Raw genomic sequence first — 20,741 nt, forward strand, 5'->3', positions numbered from 1 at the left:
ACATTTCGTTCACTCAAGTCTAGGCATGCTAACGGCAAATTAGCCTTTGCAGGATAAAACATGCCGTATTCCTCATCTTCTCAAACTCGCGAACATGCTGAGATTTGTCTGTCTGTTGTGGTGCCCCTATTCAATGAATCGCAAATGATAAAGCCCTTGATTGAGCGCTTAACCGCGGTGCTTTCAAGGCTTGATGATAGCAGTGAAATTGTATTTGTTGATGACGGAAGTTGTGATGATTCTTGGCAGCAGGTGAGCCGGTTACCTCTGGTAGATAATGAGTATCAGTGCATCAAGTTAAGTCGTAACTTTGGTAAAGAGGCGGCGATGTCAGCAGGCATTGACCACGCCAGAGGCTTAGTGGTGATCATGCTGGACGCAGATCTGCAAGACCCACCAGAATTGATCCCAGAGATGTTGGCTCAGTGGAGAGCCGGCTACGATATCGTCAATATGAAGCGCAGAAAACGGTTAGGGGAGACCTGGTTTAAACGCTTCTCTGCAAGCTGCTTCTACCGTTTGATGAACTGGATGTCAGACTCGCCAGTGCCTGAGAATGTCGGTGATTTTCGCCTGATGAGCCGTCAGGTTATCGATAGTATTAAGGCCTTGCCTGAGCGTAACCGTTTTATGAAAGGGTTATTTAGTTGGCCGGGATTTTCTCAAAAGACCTTAGAGTTTGACCGCGATCCTCGTTTTACCGGTGAAACTAAGTGGAATTATGGCAAGTTGTTTGGCTTAGCGATGGATGGCATCACCTCCTTTAGCTTTAAACCTCTGAGGCTTGCCACTTGGTGTGGTGTGCTGACGGCATTGTGCGCCTTTGGCTATGGCGGTTGGATAGTCATTCAGACTTTGATATTTGGCGGTAGCGTTGCCGGTTACCCGTCACTAATGGTGGTGCAGTTGGCGCTAGCAGGGATCCAGTTGTTGGCACTTGGGCTGATTGGAGAGTATCTGGGGCGAGTGTTTGTAGAGGTGAAGCAAAGGCCTCTATACCTGATTGAAGAGGTAGCTTATCGAGAGTCGTTGGCGCAAGTGAAGGCTCGGACTCGTAATACAAAACAGGATAATGTTAGCTACCTGGGGGCTAAATAATGTTGATCACTCGCGACACTCACAGGGGAGTGGCTGTGCTCTTGCTGGTGGTTCTTACACGACTGTTACTCCTGCCTTGGTATCCGCTGATGGATACCACCGAGGCGAGATACGGTGAGATGGCACGCCTGATGGTAGAGACGGGAAATTGGGTAACGCCTCTATTTGATTACAATGTGCCGTTTTGGGGCAAGCCGCCTTTGCATACTTGGATGAGCGCGAGCTCTTTGGCGCTATTTGGTACTAACGAATTTGCGGTGCGCTTTCCTCACTGGTTGGCGGCTATGTTGACCCTTGCCGTTGTGGGATATTTTGCTAAGCGTCTACGACTCCCAATCATTTCGGTGTTAATCATTCTTGCCTCTACCGTAGTGTTTACTATCAGTGCTGGCGCCGTGATGACCGATATGGCGCTAACACTGGGTCTGACGCTGGCGATGGTCGGTTTTTACCTGTGTTGGCAAGGTGACAGACTTTGGGGATATATAGGTTTTAGCGGCCTAGCAATCGGCTTGCTGGCGAAAGGTCCGGTGGCATTAGTCCTGTTCGCTATTGGTACTGGGCTTTGGTTGCTGTGGCGCTATGGCTTGCAAAAGAATGGCTTGCAAAAGAATGGTTTGCAAAAGAGTGGTCTATTAAAGATGTGGCGACACTTATGGCAGCGTACACCTCTTGTGACGGGCACTCTGCTGATGCTCGCTATCGCGCTGCCATGGTATGTGATGGCGGAGCGAGCGACTCCAGGCTTTTTACATTACTTTATTATTGGGGAGCATTGGTCGCGCTTTGTCGATAGTGGCTGGCAAGGGGATCTTTATGGCACGGCCCATGACGAGATCAGAGGTACTATCTGGCTGTATTTCGTTGTTGCTGCTATGCCATGGTCACTTTTTCTGCCGAGGGCAATTTACAAGATAGTGACTGAAACTAGAAGGTCAGCGTCAGACGTTGCAGCTAGGGGAGAGAAACAGGCTGCAGAGCAATCTAAGGGGCTGGCTAGCTATCTTCTATGCTGGATGCTTGCACCTATGGTGCTGTTTACGTTCGCGGGCAATATTCTGCCCGCCTATGTCTTGCCAGGTATTCCAGGCCTAGCGCTGTTGCTCGGCTATGCGTGGCGCAATAGTCGCCTACCAGGGCTCAATGCTATCGCTTTATCTATTCCAGTCTTGTTACTCATCACCGTTGTCGTGCTGAATTTTGGGCCTGCAAAAGATAAGAGCGAGCGCTGGTTACTCTCACAGCGTAGTGAAGCATTACCGACCTACTACTGGCTGAGGCAGCCATTTTCGGCACGTTTCTACAGTGCTGGTCAAGCAGACAAAATCGATGCTTTAGACAAGGTGGGCTCGAAGAGTGACTTTTACTTAGTGGTTGAGAATAGCAAGCTTGAAGAGCCTAGCTTCTCTCACTGCAGTGAAGTGGCGCACAATAAGTATCGGGGGCTACTGCGTTGTCGTCGCAGCTAACGGCCTCCCCTATGGGGGCGCTGGGGCATTTATGGCTCAAGCACAGACAAGCTTTGCGCTTCTTGGCGGTTGGCGGCGCGGTATTTGTGTTTGATGCTGCGCTGTTTTATGGGTTGCAGATTGGGTTTGAGCTGTCTTTAATGCTAGCCCGTTGTAGTGCTTTTGTCTGTGCGCTTATTGTTTCTTGGTTGGCGAATCGCTACTGGACCTTTGGTGAGCGCAAGCAAGTCCCCAAGGCTAGGCAGTTATTGATGTCTGTGGCAGTTTCAACTCTCGCAGCATTGGTCAATCTATCGGTATTTTATCTATGCTCCACGGCATTAATCAGTGGACCACTGAATGCTTTAATCAGTTTTAGCTTAGGCATATTAGCTGGGCTCATTATTAACTGGTTTGGTGCCAATCGTTGGATATATCGAGCCGTTGCTCTTGAATAATGCTCAAAATACTCAGGCTTATGTTACAAACTGTTAACTAGTGGTTTTACTCCGGCTAGAAAACCGCTAGTTTCACTCTCTATAGTATTTATGGATGAGGTAATGGTTAACATGAAGTTCTTCAATATGAGATCGCTTTTAATTGGAGGCGGCGTTTCTTCTCTGCTGGCTGCGTCGACATTACCACTATCCGCTTTAGCGGCCTCCGAGCCATCGTTAAGCTTTACTGAAATGGCAATCGATGCCCCTTTTGAGCTAACTCATCCCATCATCGCTGCCGATCTGCTGCCTGAAGCGGGTAAAGAGTTAGTGGTATTCGGTGTCGATGGTTTGAGTCAGCGCTGGATGGCTATCTATGGGATTGAAAAGGGGCGATATCAACTCACAATGAAGCGAGTGCTCCCCCAAGAGCTACATAGTTTTGACATCACAGCGTTTGTGCCCGGCAAATTGCAACAGTTGTACTTCTTATCCCAAGATGAGCTAAAGCTTCTAGTGAGTAAAGAGAATAGCTCTGAACTATATATTGAAACGGTGGCCAAGATTAGTTCACTATCTTTTAAAGAGCGGCCAGACTTCATCAGTCGTGGTGAGTTTATTCAGGATCTCAACGGTGATCTCTTAGACGATATTTTGATCCATGATTTTAATCAGTTGCACCTTTTTTTAGCTAAAGAGCAAGGCTTTGAGCGACAGACTCTGCCGATAAAGCCGCAGTCTCGTCTATTTGACGATGGGGCTACTTATACTCAATCTAAGCTCTATATCAGTGATGTTAACCTCGATGGCTTGACGGATATCGTTAAGATTGGTGAGGGAGAGTTGGAAGTTTATAAGCAGACCCAGACTAAAGACTTCGATCCGGTTGCCGAATACATTTCGGTACGCCAGCCTATCAGTGGTATCGATTGGTGGAACAAGCGCGATGCCTACGGTGAGCAGTTAGATCAGAGTGAGTTGGTTTATCGAAAGGTGGAGCAGCTTAAAGATCTTAATGCCGATGGCGTGACCGATATGGTGATCCGCTACACCAAAAGCAGTGGTGTTTTCGACAGAGTAAATGATTATGAGATCTACCTTGGTGAGAGTCAGAAAGGCACCTTGGTTTTTCCCAAGACGGCGAGCAGTGTGATTAAAGCCGAAGGGACACTCACTGGCTTGGAGTTTATCGATATCGATAGCGATGAGCGGGATGAAGTGATGGTGGCGGGGTTTGATATTGGGGTATCGCAAATTATCGGCGCGTTACTATCGGGCAGTATCGATCAAGATGTGCATCTGTTTAAGATGGACTCTAGCGGTCGATTTAGTGATGACTCCAATGTGACCAAAGAAGTTGAGTTAAGCTTTAGCTTCAGTTCGGGGCAAGCGGGCACACCTGTGGTCAAGCTTGCGGATCTGAATGGCGACGGCCTTAAGGATCTCTTACTGTCGGAAGATGAGTCGACGCTAAAGATCTATTTGGGTCAAACGGGCAAGCGCCTATTTGGTTCCGCTCCCGAGAAGCATCGCTTGAAGCTGCCTGTGGATGGCAAGATGCTGATCAGCGATGATCTCAATGGTGATGGGCGAGAGGATTTGCTGATCAAGTATGGTCGTCAAGACGATAAAAAACTCTCTAGGCAATTCATAGTGCTATTAGCGAGCTAGCCTCAGCCCTCAGCTTAGATAAGTGATAAGCGACCCGAATAGGGTCGCTTTTTTATTGAAGTCAGCATGCTTAAAGTGAGGCTTTCTTAAGTTCACACTAATTTACAAAGCTATTCATATACTTGCTGTTTATTTCACTATCTGACAGTTCTTGACGCAAACCTTAGGTCATAAGAGGTGCACATATTGCGATTTAATTAAGGAAGATAGATGAAACAAACACCATGGCGTTATATCGGTTTATCAGTAGTAATGGCGACGGCTGTCGCTTGCAGCTCAGATGACAGCGGATCAACCAGCAGCGGTAGCTATATCCAATATTACAATGGATCGCCAAACAGCACCTCGACTGCGCTGGTACTAGATGCATATGCATACTCATCGGTGAGCTTTGCCGATTCCTTACCTAGGTATGAGTATGGGACGGGAATGACCGAACTTGAGATCACAGGTTTCGATGCCCAAGGCGAAGAGCTGAATATCTATCAATCGACGATAGAGCTGAGGGATGCTGATAACCATCTTTTTATGTTAGTGGGTGATTATAGTGAGCCTGAGTTAGTCGATATCGTCTACAGCCGCAGCGAGATGGATGAACTCAATAGTGATGAAAGTGGCGACTATAACAAGATGCAGGTGTTAATCGCCCATGCCGCGATGGGCGAGCCTAGTTTTGACCTCTATTTGGGCAAACAGGGGGAAGGGTTTAGTTCGGCGATCATGCTGGACGCCATTAGCTATAAAGGTCACAGCGATGGTCTGATATTCGATACTGGTGAGTATGTACTGTATCTCACCGAAAGTGGCAAAGCCGAACCTGCGTTTACCACCTCCGTACTGGAACTGACCGATAATACGGTATACAAGTTCATTATTCGCAATAGCTTTGGTCCTGGGATGCCTAAGATCATAATCGATAATGTGGACTCTTCTGGCACGCCTGATCCCTATGTCAATATTGATGCCAATGCAGAGTATCGTGTTTTTAATGGACTCAATAATACCGACACGATCGATGCTGAGCTTGTCAGTAATCAGGAGTCCCAGTACCTATACGAGCTGAAGCAGAATCAACTCACTGAGTTTAAAGATATAGGCTATAACGACTATGGCGTTACTATTACTAACAGTGCAAGCAACCAAGTATTAGCCAATAACCTATTGATCACCTTTAACCAAGATGAGAGTAAAACCATTGTGGTTTATGAGGATGAGTTAGGTGAAGCAAAGGGCATGACCATCACCCACGATCATCGGCCAAGAGCATTTGAGCATCAGATCAGCTTGGCCAATCTTGTTCCGGAGTTTGAGGAACTGATGATCTATTTTGTGCGCTCGAGCGAGACTATTGAGTCGGCAGAATATAAGTTAACAGGGGTTGAGTTTACTGAGCTGAGTAGCATTAGTTTGCCGTCGGATGACTATGAGATAAGCGTGGTATTTAAAGATGAAAACGATACCTTAACTCTTCTATATCAGTCAGATCTCGTACAGTTCAATCAAGCCGGTAACTACACCATGGTGTTGAACCCAGACGATACCGAGCCACTAGGTTACCGACTAACCACTTTCCAGTAGTCAGTGTTGAATCAAGATGGGGTGCAGAGGCGAAATTCACATTAAGCGTATTTTATTTATATAGAGTTAGCGCGTTAATTTTTGATTTCGTTGAGGCGAAAGTTGTGTTTCCCGCCTCTGCTTAACAGGGTACAGCCTGTTAAATCTAGCGACGACTGAGCAGCTGTTTAATACGTAAACTTAGCTGCTTAGTCTGTTTCAGAATTGGCAGCGAACCTTGACTGGTTCTTTGCTCACTTTCCTGAACAATCTGGTAAACGGTTTTAGTCGATAGGCCATAGTCTTTGGCAACGTCCGATAATAAACGGCCGTTATTTTTGACTTCGTTAATTACTTTGAGGTTAAGGTTGATAGCATCCATCGTATTTTCTCTCATTCTAATGTTTAGACATCAGTGGTTTGTTACGTCTTTGAGTGTGGTGACGGAATTCCATCGACAAAGCGTTTTAGCTTGCTCCTGTCGTTATTCGCTGAGCATTGTTATTAATTATTTTTTTTAGCCAGAGAATACTCAATAATGAGTATGCTTAAGGTGTGCCAAGTTAACTCGGTATTTTAATTCATTACATTTCATATGGTTAAAGCTAGTGAGTCAGCTTTGGTGCAATAAGTTGTATTTTTAATGCCCTAAAAAGGTGCGTACGCGCACCATGATGGTGCAATGGTGGCTTAGGGAAACTGGCTGATTTGTTTGTTTTTAAACCAGTTAACGGCGTGACCATTGTCTAATTCGCCGTGCTTTATATACTGCTTTAAAAATACAACTTAATCGTGGTCGCTTTTGCCGAAAGCAAGGGCAGTTAGGGGTAGTAAAAAATGAGTGTAAAACGCAGTTCTTTTCTGATTGGCGGCTTAATTGCCACCATGTTGGTCTCTGGTTGTCAGACAACCAATCCTTATACTAACGAATCTCAAAATGCCAAAGCGACTAACGGTGCCTTAATTGGTGCTATCGCTGGTGCAGCAATCGGTGTAGCTTCTTCGAGTAAGAGTGATCGAGGTAAAGGTGCGTTGATCGGGGCTGCATCGGGTGCTGCACTTGGTGGCGGGATCGGCTATTACATGGATGTACAGGAAGCGGAGCTGCGTAAGCAGTTACAATCATCGGGTGTTAGCGTTACTCGTAGTGGCGACAATATTATTTTGAACATGCCAAATGATGTGACTTTTGGTGTGGATCAAACGGACTTGAGTCAACGTGCTCAACAGGTGCTTAACAGTGTGGTGCTGGTGGCGCTTGAGTATGATGAGACTAAGCTGAATGTCATGGGGCATACCGATAGTTCTGGCGCCGAGTCTTATAACCTAAGACTGTCTCAAGTACGTGCTAGCGAGGTGGCAAATTACCTAACTAATCATAAGGTGCCTGCTCAACGCGTAGCTTCCCATGGTATGGGGGAGTCAAAGCCAATCGCCTCTAACCAAACTAAAGAGGGCCGTGCTGAAAACCGCCGTGTAGAGATTATCTTAAGCCCGATGCCACAGGCATAGCCTGCGGTCACTTTCTTATGAATTGAAGCCACTCTTGAGTGGCTTTTTTTATGCCTAGCTTTATTGATAAGTGGGACTTTTTGTCTTGGCACTCTGGGTTGCAGGTGACTGAGCTCTCGGTGTTAAACAAAGGGATTATGTAAGTAGGCAGAGTCATTGTTATTTAGCGTTAGATGTTTTTTCATTGGTATAAATACTTGTAATTGATAATTAACTTTCTAACGGTGGAAAAATAATGAAGAAATGGATCTTAGTGTCGCTGTTGGCTTTGCCTGTTGTTGCCAACGCAGATCCTATTGAGCTAAGAGCTGCTGGTAGTTTAAAAAATGCGATGAATGACATTGTTGCGGCATATCAACAGGAGAGTGAGCAACAGGTTCACGCCGATTACGGACCATCGGGTCTACTACGTAAACGTATTGAGTCTGGCGAACAGGTTGGTGTATTCGCGTCTGCGAACATGAAGCACCCTCAAACATTAAAGGCTGCAGGTAAAGGTGACAGTGTGGTGATGTTTGCCCGCAATCAGATGTGCGCCATCGCTCAGCCAAACGTTAAACTCGACAGTGAAGGGCTACTCGCTGTTATGTTAGACCCAAACGTGCGTGTGGGGACCTCTACACCAAAGGCCGATCCGTCGGGAGACTATGCTTGGAAGATTTTCGCCAAAGCTGACGCATTAAAGCCTGGCGCTAAGGCGCAGCTTGAACAAAAAGCGCTGCAGCTCACAGGTGGTGAGAAAAGTGCTAAAGCACCCAATGGCCGTAACACCTATGGCTGGGTGATGGAAAATAAGCGTGCCGATCTGTTTCTCACTTATTGCACCAATGCAGTACTGGCGCAAAAAGAGGTGAAAGATCTGCAGATAGTGCAGATGCCCGCCCCTTTATCCGTTGGGGCAAACTATGGTTTGATCGTATTAGATGATGCTGAGGGCAAGGGGAAAGGTGAGGGCTGGAAATTGGCCATGTATATTCTGTCAGAACCTGGGCAAGCTATTCTTGCTGACTACGGCTTCGATGCACCGCTTAAGCAGTAGTGGCTCTGATACATGAGTTAAAAAGAAAAAGGCCGCGATTGCGGCCTTTTATCTACTTGATACTAATGGTTAATGCATTAAGAAAACGGTTGCTAGCCCTAGGAAGGCGAATAGACCGATAACATCGGTTACCGTTGTTAGCACCATACCGCCAGCAAGAGCAGGATCGATATTCATCTTCTTTAATATGAGTGGAATGCTAGCACCAGCAAGGCCTGCCACAGTCATATTGATAAGCATAGCCCCACCAATAAGTGCACCAAGCGCCATATCGCCTTTCCAAGCCCAGACAGCACCAAAGACGAGAACGGACCACAGAAGCCCATTAAGGAAGCCAATAGCGAGCTCCTTACCTATCAACCAACGGGAGTTACTTTGACCAATCTGGCCAAGGGCGATACCACGAATAACCAGTGCTAAGGTTTGGTTACCGGCCACGCCGCCCATGCTAGGTACGATTGTCATCAAAATCGCGATGGTGGCGAACTGCTCTAGTGTGCCTTCAAACATGTTACTGACAGAGGCAGCCAAGAGTGCGGCGAATAAGTTAACCGTTAGCCAAAGTGAACGGCGAAAGGTACTCTTTAACACAGGACCAAAGGTATCGGTATCGTCATCCATACCCGCCATACCCATCATCGAGTGTTCGGCGTCTTCACGGATCACATCGACCACGTCATCGATGGTGATACGCCCTAGTAGCTTATTGTTATCGTCGATAACAGGAGCCGAAACCCAGTCGTGACGTTCGAACAGCTGCGCGACTTCGCTGTCAGACATACCAACCGGGATCCCTTCAAGATCCGAGATCATGATTTCCCGTACCGAGGCATCGGGATTACAGGTCAGCAGATCGGCGATACGTACACCGCCAAGCACTCTGTCGTGCTTGTCTACCACATACAGCATATCTGTCGCATCTGGCAGCTCTCCGCGTATTCTTAAGTAACGCAAAATTACATCGATATTGACGTCGGGTCTTAAGGTGACCGTATCGGTATTCATCAAGCTGCCCGCTGTATCATCGGGATAAGACAGCGCCTGCTCTACGCGAACCCTGTCTTGCTTGGTCATCGATTGCAGCACTTGTTTGTAGACGCTGTCAGGCAGGCTACGAAGAATATACGCCAGATCATCTGTGTCCATGTTTGCGGCTGCTTTAGCTACGCGCTCAGGACTCATCTGGGTGATCAGGCTATCTTTGAGCTCTTCACCAAGTTCATCGAGGATTTCACCTGTGTGTTCCTGGTCAATCAGCTGCCATAACACTTGACGGGTGCGAGGTGGCGATGATTCGAGAATAAAAGCAATGTCCGATGCTGCCATGTCCTGCAACATATTGCGGACATGGACAAACATACCGTTGCCTAATGCTTGAGTCAGCTGATTGAGACGTTGGTCCGTTGTTTCATTGTCTAAGACTTCAATCGGCATAGCTCCCTCACTGGGTATTTTAAAAGGCGCTTATCATAACTTAAGTGCTGGATATTTGTGTGTGATAACTTGCGTGATAATTAACTTAGTCGTTAAGTAAATGATGAATGATTAGCTATCTTCATCAAACTTGGCATCAATCAATTGGCAGATGGCGTCGAGTGCCGTTTGGGCATCGACTCCTGTAGCCACTAACTGAACCGTTTTGCCCATTCCCGTCTCTAGCATTAATAAGCCTAATACACTTGTCGCTGAGGCTTGTTTTTCGCCCTGAATAATCGTGATTTCCGCATCAAATTCAGAGGCGAGCACCACAAGTTTTGTGGCTGCTCGTGCGTGAAGACCTAATTTATTACAGATAGTGACTTCACGTTTAATGGTCGGCATTTTTTAGCTCGCGATGACGGGCTTTGACTTTATGCTTGCCCCCTTGGAAGTGTGCGGCAAGGCGCTCGGTGATATACACAGAGCGATGTTGGCCGCCAGTACAGCCGATGGCTATGGTGAGATAGCTGCGATTATTACGCTCTAAATCGGGTAGCCAATCTTCGAGCATCTGCTCAATCTGTTTAATGAACTGATTGACTCTTGGTCGTTCGTTCAAGAAGTCTTGGACAGGTTTGTCGAGGCCTGTCATTGGGCGTAGATCGGGCTCCCAATGTGGATTAGGTAAAAAACGTACGTCAAACATGAAGTCTGCCTCAGTCGGCATACCATGTTTAAAACCGAATGACTCAAAGTTGATCATCAGTTCTTTATCGACATTCCCGAGCAAAATCTCACGCACCTGATCGTTAAGATCGTAGATATTCAGGTTTGAGGTATCGATATAGTGATCGACGATATTAGCTAACGGCTTGAGTAAGCGTCCCTCAAGCTCAATCGCCTCTTTTAATGAGACATTATCATGAGACAAGGGGTGAAGACGGCGAGTTTCGTTATAGCGTTTAAGCAGCACTTCATCACTGGAATTGAGGAAGAAGCTGAGCAACTCGACCCCTTCAGGCAGAAAGGTCAGGTGCTTGGTCAGCTCACTCTCTTTCTCTGGTAGGTTACGAATATCGACACTGATCGCAACCAGTTGAGTGTTGCCCGAGAGCTCTTTAAGTAGCGTGCCCATCATAGGCAGTGGCAGATTATCGACACAATAATAGCCGAGATCTTCGAGCATTCTTAATAGAACAGATTTACCTGAACCGGAACGTCCTGAGACTAAAACAAGCTTCATCGTATGATTACCTGGTAGAGTTTAAACTGATGTTAGTTTTTATATGATTATATTGCACAATTGTAAGGATCAACTTTTTTAGGGCTGAAAGCAAGAATTTGCGTGGGTAAAAAAGATAATTAATATTGCTGTAATAATTACTTAGGTCTTTAAGCAGTCAGTATTTCATCTGAGTAATACGACTAATTTAAAGACCCGAGTAAGGTGTTACTGGGTAATGACTTGGTACAGCTCAGACTCGTTACTGGTCTTTCTCAACTGCTTCAGAACCGCCTTATCGTTGAGTTTCTCAGCCATCGAGGACAGTGTCGCTAAATGTTGCTCACACTGCTCGGACGGGACTAGCAACGCAAATAGAATATCCACGGGCTGCTTATCGATAGCGTCAAATGCGATGGGATCTTCACATTTTATCAATACTGCAACTGGACGTTCAATATTTGCCAGCCTTCCGTGTGGAATAGCTATACCATTACCTATACCCGTGCTACCCATCTTTTCTCTCGCCAACAGACTTTCAAAAATCTCTTGCGAAGAAAGGGTAGGGTATTGGACAGCGGCAATATCACTGATTAACTCCAATACCTTTTTCTTACTGCCCGGAGTGGCACAGGTGGTGCATTCCGGCTGCAGGATGGTACTTAGTTCCATCGTTAGTGTTTAGTTAACTTCTCTTTGTGTTTAATAACCTGACGATCTAGTTTATCGATCAGGGAGTCAATGGCAGCATACATATCCGCATGTTCCGAAGTGGCAAATACTTCACCTTTTTTTAGGTGAATTTTGGCTTCGGCAATTTGCTGCGTTTTTTCTACGTTCAAAATAACCTGCACATTATTGATCTGATCGAAATGTCGTTCAAGCTTTGTGAATTTGTCTTCCACATAACCCCGAAGTGAATCAGTAATTTCTAGATGATGTCCTGTCACGTTGATTTGCATATAACGATCCTCCAAGTGCCTAATTTTGAGTTATAAACTCTTACGTTGGTTTGAGGGGGGGATCAGCATTGCTTCGCGATATTTCGCGATCGTACGTCTAGCAACTTTAATCCCTTGTTCTGCCAAAAGCTGCGCCATTTTGCTATCACTCAATGGTTTCTTCTGGTTTTCAGCTGCGACTAACTTCTTAATAAACGCTCTGATTGCGGTCGATGAGCACTCCCCACCATCATCTGTGCCAACATGGCTAGAGAAGAAGTACTTGAGCTCAAAGATACCTCTTGGGGTGTGCATATATTTCTGTGTCGTGACTCGTGAAATGGTGGACTCATGCATTTCAACGGCTTCGGCAATATCATTTAACACCATGGGCTTCATGGCTTCTTCACCGTACTCGAAGAACCCTTGCTGGAACTTAACGATACAGTTAGTCACCTTGAGTAAGGTGTCGTTACGGCTTTCTAGGCTCTTGATGAACCATTTAGCTTCCTGAAGATGGCCTCGAATAAACTGCCCATCTGCCTGATTGGTGGTGCTACGTGCCATAGAAGCATAGTGCTGATTAACATTGATCTTAGGCATATAGTCTGGGTTTAGCTCAACCACCCAGCGGCCTTTTTTCTTGCTAACCGAAACGTCGGGAATGACATACTCGTCTTTGCTGCGAGCGATCGCCAGCCCAGGTCTTGGGTTAAGTGTTTGGATCAGAGCAATAGCGTCACGTAGCTCGTCTTCTTTCAGCTTAGTTTTGCGCATTAGCTGCCTAAAGTCGCGTCCAGCGATCAGATCTAAGTAATCTTTGATCAGTAATCTAGCGTTATCAATATGCGGCGTATCGGCTGCGTATTGCGCCAGTTGGATCAGTAGGCATTCGCTTAGGTTGCGCGCTGCAACGCCGATAGGATCAAAATGTTGTACACGCTTTAAAACGGCTTCAACTTCATCCAGCTCGGTCTCTGGGTCGCCCATGGCCTCGAGGATCTCTTCGCAGCTCTGGGTTAAATAACCACGCTCATCAATCGCATCGATAATTGCGGTGGCGATGGCAAGATCGTTGTCAGAGAATGGAGTAAGGTTCTTCTGCCACTCTAAATGTTCATATAGCCCTTCACTGGTTTCACCTTGAAATGGCATATCATCTTCGCGGCTAACACCGGAGCTAGAGTTTGAGGAAACTGTGTAAACTTCATCCCATGTGGTGTCCATAGGGAGGTCGTCTGGCATGGAGTCTTGAGTCAGAGCATCGGAGGTTTCAACGCTGGCGCTATCTTGATTAAGATTGTTATTAGAATCACTCGATGACTGGTCTTCATTGTCGCTAATATCACCGTCTGACTGCTCTTCATCTAATTCCAATAGTGGATTAGATTCTAATGCTTGTTGGATCTCTTGTTGCAGCTCTAAAGAAGACAGTTGTAACAGGCGAATGGCCTGCTGTAACTGAGGAGTCATTGTGAGCTGTTGACCCATTTTGAGCTGGAGTGACGCTTTCATCTTACCGCTATTCCCTACACTGTAGTTAAACGTTAAAGCTCGCTGGTTTGGCGAAGGAAGCCTAAAAACACAACACTATGATTTTATTTAGAAATGAATTCTATGTTTTGGGCTTTGACTTCCACTCTGTTAATTAACTATAGCCTGAATTGCTCACCTAAGTACACTGCTCGAACTTGCTGGTTGTCTAAGATTTCGGCAGGCGTACCTTCGGCAATGAGATTTCCGTGACTCACAATATAAGCATGTTCACACACATCCAATGTTTCACGAACATTGTGATCAGTGATCAGTACGCCCAAGCCACGGCTCTTAAGTTGTTCAATAATTTTTTTAATATCAATAACAGAGATCGGGTCGACACCAGCGAATGGCTCATCTAATAAAATGAACTTTGGATTCGCAGCCAGTGCTCTGGCAATTTCTACTCGGCGTCGTTCTCCGCCTGATAATGCCATACCTTGGCTATCGCGAATGTGAGTGATGTGGAACTCTTCGAGTAAGTGTTCCAGCTGTTCTTCACGTTGCTCGTTATTGATATCCTTGCGGGTTTGTAATACCGCCATGATGTTGTCACGAACCGATAGCTTTCTGAAAATACTGGCTTCTTGTGGTAAATAGCCGATACCTTTACGGGCGCGCAGATGCATAGGATCGAGAGTAAGATCATCGTCATCGATAAAGATCTTGCCCTTATCGCTTTGCACTAGACCCACAACCATGTAGAAAGTAGTGGTTTTACCGGCGCCATTAGGACCGAGCAGGCCCACAATTTGGCCTGTCTTTACGGTTAGGCTGACATCTTGTACTACGGCTCGATTCTTATAGCTTTTAGCAAGGTTCGCCGCTTTTAAGGTAATTTGGGTCATTGCTGTTCCTGCTTCTTAACTGGCGTATCAGGTTTCTCTTCCTGATAAGTTTCAGGCTGAATAATAGTGATAACTCTGTCATCACCCTTGCCAGTACTTTCTGCAATAAGCTGCTGTAAACTAATGTTGTATTTGATGCGATTACCAGTAACTTGGCTGCCGTCTTGCTCTAGGGTTGCACCACCGATTAAGGTTAATGTGCGGGTTGCAAGCTCATAGCGGATCTCCTTCGCACTAGCGGTTGCTGGACGACCATCTTCCATCATCTGAGTGTAAGTTGCTGGGTTGCCAGTGGCGACTAGCGTCTTACCGCTCTTATCTGCTTTGGAGAATACGCGTAGCTCATCGGCATTCATCTTAATTGAGCCCTGAGTAACCTCTACTGGGCCAAAGAAGATAACCTGATTATTTTTGATATCGGCTTCTTGGCTTGCGGCTGCAATTTTAACTTCTTGTAGCAGGTCATCGACTTTAGCTACAGAGCTGAAACTCAACAGGCAAAGTAGGCCTGCAAGGATAGATTGATTGTATTTCATAGTGTCCTTCTACTCAGCTAAAACGCTTTGCTTAATTTAGCGCGAGTGCAAAAGTGTTCATGTAATTGAGCGCTATTTAGCTTCGTAGATACCTTCTACTTGGCTGACTAGTTTAACGCTCTGGGCATTCAGGTCGGCGTATAAGCCTAAACCTTGAATGACAAATTCGTTGCCAGTGACGTGAATGGTTTCGTCAGAGGTCATGATCATCGTATTTAGATCAAGTTCTAAATAGCTGGTACTTAACGTCTGGATCGGCTCTTCTGGACTAATCGAGTCGATAATAACATTGTTTTCTAAAGCTACCTTACCCGTGGCTTTATTCAGGCTGCCTTTTTCACTTCTGAGGCGCCATTGAGCTTGGCCGTCATCTGGGTAAATAAGGTAAACAGGCTCAGTAAAATAGGTCATGTTAACACTATCGAAATGTTCCATGTGCTTAGCCGAAACTTCACTGTTGATTAAGCCTAACTCGTTATATTCGATGCTACGTAAGTCATCGATAATATAGTCGGGTCGCTGACTCATATCGATATCCAGCTCTTGTTCGCTCTTCTTAGACTGCACTTGCCAATAGAGCAGAAGTGCAGTGCCAAAAAAGGCGATAATGGCTAGGGTCACGCGGTTCATATACTCATCCCATGGGCCGAGTCAAACTTGTCTTGGCTTAACAATAGTAGGTCAGTCAACTCGCGCAGGGCACCGTGACCACCTCTAATGTAGGTTGTCATCTTGGCATGTTGTTTTACGTAAGGATGACCATCTGCTACACATACGGACAAGCCCACCTTCTGCATAACCGGCAAGTCGACCATATCATCTCCAATATAGGCGACTTCTTCAGGGCTTACATTATAAAGCGCGAGTAGTTCGTTATAGGGAGCCAGCTTATTGTCGACTCCTTGATAGATATGCGTGACGCCAAGGGCGGTAAACCTGTCTTCAACGATTTGTGATTTGCGGCCAGTAATAATCGCTACATGAATGCCGCTAGTGAGTACCGAACGCACACCATAGCCATCACGAGTATGGAAGGTTTTTAGCTCTTCACCACTGTTGCTCATGTAAACTAGACCATCTGAAAACACGCCGTCGACATCGCAAATCAGTAATTTAATTTTACTCGCCGCTTGCCAAACATCTTGGCTAACCGGGCCGTAGAAACCTTGGTGAGACATGTTAAATCACTCCCGCTTTAACCATATCGAGCATGTTCAATGCGCCAACAGGTTGCTGCTGTTCATTAATGACCACTAGGCCGTTAATGTTTTTGGTGTCCATCACTTTTAGTGCTTCGGCCGCCAATACGTTTTCGGTAATAGTGACACAGCCTTTAGTCATGACCTCGGCAATCGGTGTGGTGCGTAAGTTGACTTCGGCATCGATAACACGGCGCAGATCGCCATCGGTGAAGATACCGACTAAGGTGTTGCTGTTGTCGACCACGGCAGTCATACCTAAGCCTTTCTTAGAGATCTCATATAGCGCCTCTGTGATACAGATATCATCTTGTACTTTAGGTAGCTCAACGCCTTTATGCATCACATCACTAACTTTTAACAGTAACTTACGACCTAAACTGCCGCCAGGGTGAGATAGTGCAAAGTCATCCTGAGTGAAGCCGCGAGCCTGTAGCAGGGCAACGGCTAAGGCATCGCCCATAACTAAGGTTGCCGTTGTGCTTGAAGTTGGGGCTAGCCCTAGTGGGCAGGCTTCCTCTGGCACTTCGATGCAGAGGTGTAGTTGAGCAAGCTTAGCCATATTAGAATCTGGCTTACCCGTTACCGAGATCATAGGCAGTCCCATGCGCTTAATGACGGGCATCAAGGTTAGGATTTCGCTCGACTCGCCTGAGTTAGAGATTGCGAGCACGATATCGTTTTCGCTCAACACGCCTAGGTCGCCGTGGCTGGCTTCGCCGGGGTGCACGAAAAATGCTGGTGTCCCTGTGCTGGCTAATGTGGCTGAAATCTTGTTGCCGATATGGCCAGACTTACCCATGCCCATCACGATGACTTTACCTGTGCATTGCAAGATTAATTGGCAAGCTTGGGCAAATTCTGAAGAGTCGACGTACTGATACAGATTATCGAGCGCTTGTTTCTCGATATCGATGACCTTGGTACCCCATTGGCGTAGTTGATGTTCATCTACCATTTCTTGGTCTCTCTTTAAATTGCTGCTTAACGTATCGCACCTAGGATTAAGATAGGAAAAGTAACGCTTGGTATGCGATAAATGTAATAAGTAGTACTACGCCATGCCAAGGTTTTAGCTGTTTGGCGCGTCCCGTTAATAAGATCAGTATTGCAAGTGCACTGCTTGTTGCTAGCACCATATAAAAGTCACGAGTACTCGCTGCGGCATCTATGGCACCTGGTGCTATGATACCTGGTATAGCAAGTACTGCTAAAATATTGAATAAGTTTGAACCAACTATGTTACCGATAGCAAGATCGTCTTCTTTTTTTAAGACACCGGCAACACAAGCGGCAAGTTCTGGCAAGCTGGTACCCACTGCAATAATGGTTAGGCCGATAACCAGATCCGATAGATGATATGCCTTGGCGATCCCTACCGCTCCTTGCACCATCCAGTCTGCCGACAGAGGTAATAATACCATGCCCACAACCAGCCATAAAATGGCTTTCGGTGTAGGCACATCGGCTGGAATTTCCTCTTCGGCATCTTGAGCCAAGGCATCACGATTCTTATTGGTCAATGCATGCCAAATCAGGTAGCCCATTAAACCGATAAACATCACCAACAAGGTGACACCCTCAATGCGCGTTAAGAAACCATCATGTAGGAAGTAGCCTACAATGACAGTGGCGACCAGCATCATTGGAATTTCGCGTTTGAGGGTTTGCGAACTGACGGAGATCGCTCCGAGTAGCGCGGTAATACCTAAGATCAAGGTTATATTAGCGATGTTAGAGCCCAGAACATTACCAATCGCGGTATTTGTCATGCCATCGAGCGATGCGGTGGCTGCAACAAACATCTCGGGGGCGGAGCTTCCCATGGCGACAATCGTTAAACCAATTAACATCGGCGGTAAGCCAAGGTTACGGGCGAAGGCTGCCGCACCATAAACAAATTTGTCGGCACTCCAGACTAGTGCACCTAAGCCTGCAACTAACAGAAAAATATTAAATAGCATCGATTCTTAGTATGTTGGGATCTAGCCGCTTATTTTCGCTGTAATTGAATTAAAATGAAAGTATTGAGGTGAGATAGTATCGATTTGGTTGTACCTCTTTGGTCAATTACGTACAATTTCTCCCTTTCCTGTGCGGAAAATGGAAGTTTCCACAATTTTAGATGCAGGGCACTTGCATGACTCACACTCCCAAAACATTGGTCGAAACCCAAAATATGGCATTTAGCCGTGGCACGCATGTCATTTTTGAAGACGTGACGCTGTCGATCCCAAAGGGAAAAGTCACTGCTATTATGGGGCCAAGTGGTATTGGAAAAACCACTCTGCTTAAGCTTATTGGTGGGCAGTTAACCCCCGATAGCGGTTCGGTTAAATTCGACGGTGTTGACATACATAAGTGCAGCCGTAGTGAGCTTTTTGCCCTGCGTAAACGCATGAGCATGCTGTTTCAAAGTGGCGCACTGTTCACCGACATGAATGTCTTCGACAATGTAGCCTTTGCCCTTAGGGAGCACTCGGGGCTACCTGAAGCGATTATTCGCCGTATCGTCTTGATGAAGCTCGAAGCCGTAGGCCTCAGAGGTGCGGCGCAATTGATGCCCACGGAGCTATCGGGCGGGATGCAACGCAGGGCAGCCTTAGCCAGAGCAATTGCATTAGAGCCTGAGATGGTACTTTACGATGAGCCATTTGCTGGACAGGACCCTATCTCTATGGGGGTGTTAGTTAAGCTTATTCGTGAACTGTCCGATGCGCTTAATCTGACCTCTGTAGTCGTTTCACACGATGTGGCTGAGGTGTTGGGTATTGCTGATTACGTCTATGTATTAGCCGACAAACGTATCATTGCTCACGGTACGCCAGAAGAGCTGCGTTTGTCTGAAGATCCAAAGTTAAGACAATTTATTGGTGGTGAGCCAGACGGTCCTGTGCCGTTTCATTACCCGGCAGAAGATTATAAGAAGGAACTACTCGGTGAGCTTGATTGATCAAATTGCTCGATTAGGCAGGGCTAGTATTGAACTAGTGATAGGGCTAGGAAAAGCCGGTCTGATGCTATGGGGCGCGATAATGCACCGCCCCCGATTTCGAAAAGGTACGCCGTTGCTACTAAAGCAACTATATGTGGTGGGCGTGCAGTCGATGGTGATTATCTTAGTCTCAGGCTTGTTCATTGGCATGGTACTCGCGCTGCAGGGCTATAATATTTTAGTGGGCTTTGGGACGGAAGAGAGCCTAGGTCCCATGGTCGCGCTAAGCTTGTTACGAGAGCTTGGGCCCGTAGTGACGGCGCTGTTATTCGCTGGTCGAGCAGGTTCTGCGTTAACGGCAGAGCTCGGTCTAATGAAAAGCACTGAGCAGCTATCGAGTCTTGAGATGATGGCTATAGACCCGCTGAGACAGATTATTGCGCCGCGATTTTGGGCTGGAGTCATCAGCTTACCGTTGCTGGCATTGATGTTTACAGCTGTGGGGATCTATGGCGGACACTTAGTCGGCGTAGAGTGGAAAGGCATTGATAGCGGCAGCTTCTGGTCGATACTTCAGGCATCGGTAGAGTGGCGGGAAGATATTGTTAACTGCATGATTAAGAGCTTATTGTTTGCGGTGGTGGTGACATGGATAGCACTTTACCGTGGTTATCATGTTATTCCTAACCCAGAAGGGATTAGTCGAGCGACAACTCAGACCGTCGTCCAGTCTAGCTTAGCGGTTTTAGCGCTTGATTTCCTATTGACGGCGATAATGTTCGGCCAGTAGTTGATATGACGATTGAGAGAGTTTTCTAGTCGTTAATTATTGTTTAGATTTATTGAATAGAGTGGTAAATGAGTTATGTTGACAAGGAAAATTGAGATTCTAGTCGGTCTATTTTTATTGTCCGGATTGGCAGCCTTTCTAGTGCTGGTGTTTAACGTTGCCAATGTTGAGGTTAAATCTGGTGATAGTAGTTATACGCTATATGCCAAGTTTAATAATATCGGCGGGCTCAAGGTGCGATCACCAGTGAAGGTCGGTGGCGTTGTAGTTGGTCGCGTTAGTGCAATTAACCTAGATCCTGAAAAGTTAGTCCCAGTAGTGACACTTTCGATGGACAAGCGTTATCAGGATTTTCCCGAGACCAGCACTCTATCTATTTTAACGTCAGGCTTGTTAGGCGAGCAGTTTTTGGGGCTAACCCCAGGTTTTATGGATGATGATATTGAGCTATTAGCCGATGGCGATCGTATTGAAGATACCCATTCGGCGTTAGTACTAGAAGAGCTGATAGGACAGTTCCTCTATAGCATGGGTAAAAAGGATTAGCCTTTTA

The 20,741-nt window shown here is 46.3% G+C and carries 23 protein-coding genes; 10 read left to right on the forward strand and 13 right to left on the reverse strand.

The features are described 5' to 3' along the window. Positions 1-60: 60 nt before the first annotated feature. From K5Q92_RS12825 to K5Q92_RS12845, 5 genes are all read left to right on the forward strand, one after another. Positions 61-1,098, forward strand: a complete 1,038-nt coding sequence (locus K5Q92_RS12825; RefSeq protein WP_220769392.1) for a glycosyltransferase family 2 protein — start codon at positions 61-63, stop codon at positions 1,096-1,098. Then, complete coding sequence (locus K5Q92_RS12830; protein ID WP_220769393.1) at positions 1,098-2,567, forward strand: glycosyltransferase family 39 protein; 1,470 nt, start codon at positions 1,098-1,100, stop codon at positions 2,565-2,567. Before K5Q92_RS12825 ends, K5Q92_RS12830 begins: the two co-directional genes overlap by 1 nt. Beyond that, on the forward strand, positions 2,552-3,004 hold the full coding sequence (locus K5Q92_RS12835) for a GtrA family protein (protein WP_220769394.1): 453 nt from the start codon (positions 2,552-2,554) through the stop codon (positions 3,002-3,004). Before K5Q92_RS12830 ends, K5Q92_RS12835 begins: the two co-directional genes overlap by 16 nt. 102 nt (positions 3,005-3,106) lie before the next feature. Continuing rightward, a complete protein-coding gene (locus K5Q92_RS12840; RefSeq protein ID WP_308443589.1) occupies positions 3,107-4,654 on the forward strand; it encodes a VCBS repeat-containing protein in 1,548 nt (515 codons plus the stop codon). A 210-nt stretch (positions 4,655-4,864) separates the two neighbouring features. Next, positions 4,865-6,232, forward strand: coding sequence for a hypothetical protein (locus K5Q92_RS12845; RefSeq protein WP_220769395.1), 1,368 nt, complete (start codon positions 4,865-4,867; stop codon positions 6,230-6,232). Positions 6,233-6,377: 145 nt separating this feature from the next. On the opposite strand, the gene K5Q92_RS12850 is transcribed toward K5Q92_RS12845, so the two are convergent. Beyond that, positions 6,378-6,593 (reverse strand): transposase, encoded by a 216-nt coding sequence (locus K5Q92_RS12850; protein ID WP_220769396.1) that lies wholly within the window; start codon positions 6,591-6,593, stop codon positions 6,378-6,380. 455 nt (positions 6,594-7,048) lie between these two features. Here K5Q92_RS12850 and K5Q92_RS12855 point away from each other — a divergent pair, with 455 nt between their 5' ends. Continuing rightward, positions 7,049-7,723, forward strand: coding sequence for an OmpA family protein (locus tag K5Q92_RS12855; protein WP_220769397.1), 675 nt, complete (start codon positions 7,049-7,051; stop codon positions 7,721-7,723). Positions 7,724-7,958: 235 nt separating this feature from the next. After that, entirely contained in the window at positions 7,959-8,762 is an 804-nt protein-coding gene (locus K5Q92_RS12860; protein ID WP_220769398.1) for a molybdate ABC transporter substrate-binding protein, read from the forward strand. 69 nt (positions 8,763-8,831) lie between these two features. Here the strand turns inward: K5Q92_RS12860 and mgtE are convergent, their stop codons facing one another. From mgtE to K5Q92_RS12920, 12 genes are all read right to left on the reverse strand, one after another. Beyond that, positions 8,832-10,196, reverse strand: a complete 1,365-nt coding sequence (gene mgtE / locus K5Q92_RS12865; RefSeq protein ID WP_220769399.1) for a magnesium transporter — start codon at positions 10,194-10,196, stop codon at positions 8,832-8,834. A gap of 111 nt (positions 10,197-10,307) precedes the next feature. Further along, positions 10,308-10,583: an HPr family phosphocarrier protein gene (locus K5Q92_RS12870; RefSeq protein WP_220769400.1), complete on the reverse strand. Its 276-nt coding sequence runs from the start codon at positions 10,581-10,583 to the stop codon at positions 10,308-10,310. Continuing rightward, positions 10,570-11,424, reverse strand: a complete 855-nt coding sequence (rapZ, locus tag K5Q92_RS12875; RefSeq protein WP_220769401.1) for an RNase adapter RapZ — start codon at positions 11,422-11,424, stop codon at positions 10,570-10,572. Before rapZ ends, K5Q92_RS12870 begins: the two co-directional genes overlap by 14 nt. 207 nt (positions 11,425-11,631) lie before the next feature. Continuing rightward, positions 11,632-12,075, reverse strand: a complete 444-nt coding sequence (gene ptsN, locus K5Q92_RS12880; protein ID WP_220769402.1) for a PTS IIA-like nitrogen regulatory protein PtsN — start codon at positions 12,073-12,075, stop codon at positions 11,632-11,634. A gap of 2 nt (positions 12,076-12,077) precedes the next feature. Beyond that, complete coding sequence (gene hpf, locus K5Q92_RS12885) at positions 12,078-12,365, reverse strand: ribosome hibernation promoting factor (protein ID WP_220769403.1); 288 nt, start codon at positions 12,363-12,365, stop codon at positions 12,078-12,080. A 30-nt stretch (positions 12,366-12,395) separates the two neighbouring features. Continuing rightward, positions 12,396-13,859 (reverse strand): RNA polymerase factor sigma-54, encoded by a 1,464-nt coding sequence (locus tag K5Q92_RS12890; RefSeq protein ID WP_220769404.1) that lies wholly within the window; start codon positions 13,857-13,859, stop codon positions 12,396-12,398. 137 nt (positions 13,860-13,996) lie between these two features. Then, positions 13,997-14,728 (reverse strand): LPS export ABC transporter ATP-binding protein, encoded by a 732-nt coding sequence (gene lptB / locus K5Q92_RS12895; RefSeq protein WP_220769405.1) that lies wholly within the window; start codon positions 14,726-14,728, stop codon positions 13,997-13,999. After that, a complete protein-coding gene (gene lptA / locus K5Q92_RS12900) occupies positions 14,725-15,264 on the reverse strand; it encodes a lipopolysaccharide transport periplasmic protein LptA (protein WP_220769406.1) in 540 nt (179 codons plus the stop codon). Before lptA ends, lptB begins: the two co-directional genes overlap by 4 nt. 72 nt (positions 15,265-15,336) lie before the next feature. Continuing rightward, the gene (lptC, locus tag K5Q92_RS12905; protein WP_220769407.1) at positions 15,337-15,894 is read right to left on the reverse strand and encodes an LPS export ABC transporter periplasmic protein LptC; all 558 of its coding nucleotides are present in this window, start codon (positions 15,892-15,894) and stop codon (positions 15,337-15,339) included. Beyond that, entirely contained in the window at positions 15,891-16,442 is a 552-nt protein-coding gene (gene kdsC / locus K5Q92_RS12910; RefSeq protein ID WP_220769408.1) for a 3-deoxy-manno-octulosonate-8-phosphatase KdsC, read from the reverse strand. The genes lptC and kdsC overlap by 4 nt, the downstream gene beginning before the upstream one ends. A gap of 1 nt (position 16,443) precedes the next feature. Further along, entirely contained in the window at positions 16,444-17,421 is a 978-nt protein-coding gene (locus tag K5Q92_RS12915) for a KpsF/GutQ family sugar-phosphate isomerase (RefSeq protein WP_220769409.1), read from the reverse strand. A 46-nt stretch (positions 17,422-17,467) separates the two neighbouring features. Beyond that, complete coding sequence (locus K5Q92_RS12920; protein ID WP_220769410.1) at positions 17,468-18,427, reverse strand: calcium/sodium antiporter; 960 nt, start codon at positions 18,425-18,427, stop codon at positions 17,468-17,470. Between the two features lie 176 nt (positions 18,428-18,603). Here K5Q92_RS12920 and mlaF point away from each other — a divergent pair, with 176 nt between their 5' ends. The 3 genes from mlaF to mlaD all read left to right on the forward strand — a co-directional run bounded on the left by mlaF (position 18,604) and on the right by mlaD (position 20,734). Next, positions 18,604-19,416, forward strand: a complete 813-nt coding sequence (gene mlaF / locus K5Q92_RS12925; protein ID WP_220769411.1) for a phospholipid ABC transporter ATP-binding protein MlaF — start codon at positions 18,604-18,606, stop codon at positions 19,414-19,416. Continuing rightward, complete coding sequence (gene mlaE / locus K5Q92_RS12930) at positions 19,403-20,188, forward strand: lipid asymmetry maintenance ABC transporter permease subunit MlaE (protein WP_220769412.1); 786 nt, start codon at positions 19,403-19,405, stop codon at positions 20,186-20,188. Before mlaF ends, mlaE begins: the two co-directional genes overlap by 14 nt. 75 nt (positions 20,189-20,263) lie before the next feature. Further along, positions 20,264-20,734 carry an outer membrane lipid asymmetry maintenance protein MlaD gene (gene mlaD, locus K5Q92_RS12935; protein WP_220769413.1) on the forward strand — a complete coding sequence of 157 codons (471 nt, stop codon included), beginning with the start codon at positions 20,264-20,266 and terminating at the stop codon, positions 20,732-20,734. Positions 20,735-20,741 lie beyond the last annotated feature (7 nt).

The organism is Shewanella sp. MBTL60-007 (assembly GCF_019654915.1).
Classification (GTDB): Bacteria; Pseudomonadota; Gammaproteobacteria; order Enterobacterales; family Shewanellaceae; genus Shewanella.